The sequence below is a fragment of the Mesorhizobium sp. ArgA1 genome (genome assembly GCF_053714375.1).
Genome location: NZ_JBSKBQ010000069.1, coordinates 1 through 3,164, shown reverse-complemented (window position 1 = coordinate 3,164; position 3,164 = coordinate 1). Strand labels below are relative to the sequence as shown.

Sequence of the window (3,164 nt, the reverse complement as noted above, 5' to 3'; positions counted from 1 at the left end):
CATGCTACGGTCACTAAAAATCAATGACTTACTTGGCTATGTTCTTTTTGTGTTCTCGTCCAGGTGTTCAAGTCGGGTAATGCAGAGTGCCGCGGCCACGACGGGTGAGATCGCATGACCAGTATCCGGGTCTTTCACCGGGCCGAGGCTGATCGCTGTTATCGTTGGAATATTGGCTGTCGGATCGTCGGCCCGGCGCCACGCTCCGAGCAGCCGCTCCAGGTTCGAACGGCTGCCGGTGTATCCTCGAAGCTTGACATCATGGAACAGGTGCCGTCCGCACCGATTTCCGTCCTTCCAGCATTGAGCCAAGAACTTCTCGAAGTACCACGGCGATGTTGGGTTGAACGGCCGTCTGTGCCGATCCGGTGGTGTCTCGAACTTAAGCCATTTCGACACGGTACGCCGTTTGTAACCGGTTCGCCGCTCGATCTCGCAATATGTCAGCCCTTCGTCTCGAAGCGCGTGGATGGTCGCGAACACTTCGTCTCGGGATTGTCGATGCGCGATACGCGCATGACGCCGACGCGCTGCAGCAGCGACGTTTTCCTTCTCAGACAGAATGGACCTCCCGTTTGAGCGCCCTGACAGGTTCATCTGCTCCTCGACCGCCAAACGAAAGTTCTGCACAAGATGGAACCGGTCAGCGACTTGGATCGCCTGTGGAGCGCCCTCGCGAATCGCCTGCGCGTAGAGCCCGCAACGATCTCGGCTCACGACTCCGATGGAAGGGTTCTTTCGCAACCAGTTTGCGGCGCTTTCCGACACTCCGGTCTTCCAGAATGTCGACGACAGACCGACGCTCAAGATCGACAATGATCGTTCCGTAGCGCCACGACTTGGGCCAGCTCCAATCATCAAGGCCAATGACCTTGGCCGGTGGCGCTGAACCTGCAGCGCCGCGTTTCAGATGACGCAAGATTGTATCGTCACTCATCGGCATGCCGAAACGACGCATCAACCGCTCGGCGGGTCTTCCGCCAGTCGCATGACCCAAGTGTCTGGCAATCTGAACAGCCCTTGTTGTCCTACGGGCGTGAGGAACCGCAATCGCCCGATCCTCATCAGAGAATGTGTTACGTTTGCAGTGCTGGAATGTGCATCGCCAGCGGCCGACGCGAAGTTCCAGGGTCACGGCCTGGCCATGAGCTGGGTAGTCTATAAGCCGTCTGTGACGCCAACCATGACGCCGGCGAGACTGGTGCCCGCAATCAGGGCAGACGCCGACCTCCGGCATCGAAGCGTATACGTTCCAGCCATCGCTAGCCGTTCGCGCAACGCGCTGAACCTTTACGCCCTTGCCTGGAGCCCAGTGCTGCTTTGAATGCATGATGATCCCCGGAAATTGTGGAACTCACACACTAGTCGCGCCACACACTTTGAGGCAGAGCCCATTTAAGCGCAGCGCGACACTCACCATCGTATGGCGAGTGGCTGGAGGGCCGGATGTGCCGTGGTCCAACGGGGCGGCAACCATCTGAATGTTGGCATGAGCGCATTGTGGCAGATCGAAGAAGGTCTCGTCTGGGTGCCAATACGCGACAAGGAAGTAGCCAACGCGATGCTGGCGCGTACATCGCTGAAACGCAAGTCGCCGACGCCATGTCTCCGAGAAGGTGAAGACGCAAAAGCAGATCGTGCGTATCTTGTCCGAAGGCACAACGGGGGCTGGAAGCTAGCCGCCTCGATGGCGGTTCCGGTCCGCGCCCATGGCGATCGTGGCGGCCTTCCGGACCGCTGACCAGTGGGCCGAGGCCGCGCCGCTGTTTGCGCCGCCAACCGCTGAATGAGCGGACAGGGCAGGGCAGCGGGGATTCCGCCGCCGGTCCCGCGGCCTGTCGCCGAGTTGAATGTGCGGTATTCGCCAGCAGCGAGTGCTGGGAATTCGGCAAAGCGCGGCGCAAGAGGCCACCAGGAAACCTGCGCGTTTGCCGGCGCTGCCGCGATTGGCACGGAGCTTGCCGCGACGCTGGCGCAACGTTCGACCGGAGCGCAGCGACGGGAGATGCCCGGGAGGGAGGAGCCCACCTGATCCGGTCAGGAGACCGTAAGTTGATTATGATCTGCAAAACGCAGCGCAGTCCCGCGCTCCGCAAGCCCTCTTTGCTGCCCTGCTGTTCACTGTTAATTGGAGCCTGACCCATGCCTGAACCAAGAGCCGGCCATATCGCTCTTTTAATCTTGGCCCTGCTTCTTACCGGGCTCGCAGTGCAATCTCATCCGCCTGGTATAGGCCACCTTCGCGAAAACCGTCGCCTGCTCGAGGCGGATTGGCGGAAGCTCATTCCGGAGCGGCGCGACGCACTCTTCAACGATCCCTCTGCGCCAACTGCTGGCAACCCGAATGGCGACGTCCCTCTGGTGATTTTTTTGGACTACAACTGTCCGCACTGCCGGGCGGGAGACCCTATCATCCAGCAAGCCCTCAAGAACGATCCCAAGCTGAAGGTTGTCTACAAAGAGTTTCCGGGCAAGGCACCGGGTTCCAAATTCGCCGCAGTGGCGGCGCTCGCGTCCCGCAAACAGGGAAAATATGAGCGGTTTCATCACGCCCTTATGGCTGCTCGGGGCCAGGTCAGCGAATTTTCAATTTTGACTATCGCACGACAGGTGGGCCTCGACGTTGAGAAGCTCAAGCGGGACATGGAAGATCCCGCTATCGAAGACACCCTCAAGCGCAATCGCACGCTCGCTACGGATCTGTACATCACCGGCACGCCGGCCTTGGTTCTCGGCGACGAAGTGATCGAAGGGGTGCCGCAGATTCCCACGCTGGAACGCTTAATCGCCAAAGCGCGGCAAAGCTAAGCGTCGATACCGTGCCGGATCACCACTTCGCCATTTTTTGACAGTGGTGACGGCCGGTGCAATCCCGTTCTGTGGACATGAGTGCTCTCGCGCCGGGCAAGATATGGCCCGGCAACGCAGTAGTGGGCGCACCACGCCGTTCCATCGGCAGCGTGCAACCCGCATTCAGCGGCGCTTTCCTCAACCTCGTCGAACGGGATCGCACAGCTCGGGCGCGGTACCCAGCCATAGCGCTCGGCTACCTCGCTGGTGTCATGCGGCATGGGAGCATGAAAAAGTTGGGGGTGCCGTCCGCCATGGGTTAGCGTGGGCGCCATGTCTGACGATGGCGCATCTGGTGTTTACCGGTTGAAAGG

Annotated in this window: 1 protein-coding gene and 1 pseudogene; one reads left to right on the top strand and one right to left on the bottom strand. The window is 60.1% G+C overall.

What is annotated here, in order from left to right; genetic code table 11:
• Positions 1-78 precede the first annotated feature (78 nt).
• Positions 79-1,330, bottom strand: a pseudogene (locus tag ACWGTI_RS32200) (ISL3 family transposase); the annotation flags it as partial.
• Between the two features lie 812 nt (positions 1,331-2,142).
• On the opposite strand from ACWGTI_RS32200, the gene ACWGTI_RS32195 reads away from it, so the two are divergent.
• A complete protein-coding gene (locus ACWGTI_RS32195) occupies positions 2,143-2,808 on the top strand; it encodes a DsbA family protein (RefSeq protein WP_454590623.1) in 666 nt (221 codons plus the stop codon).
• The last annotated feature ends 356 nt before the right edge of the window (positions 2,809-3,164 follow it).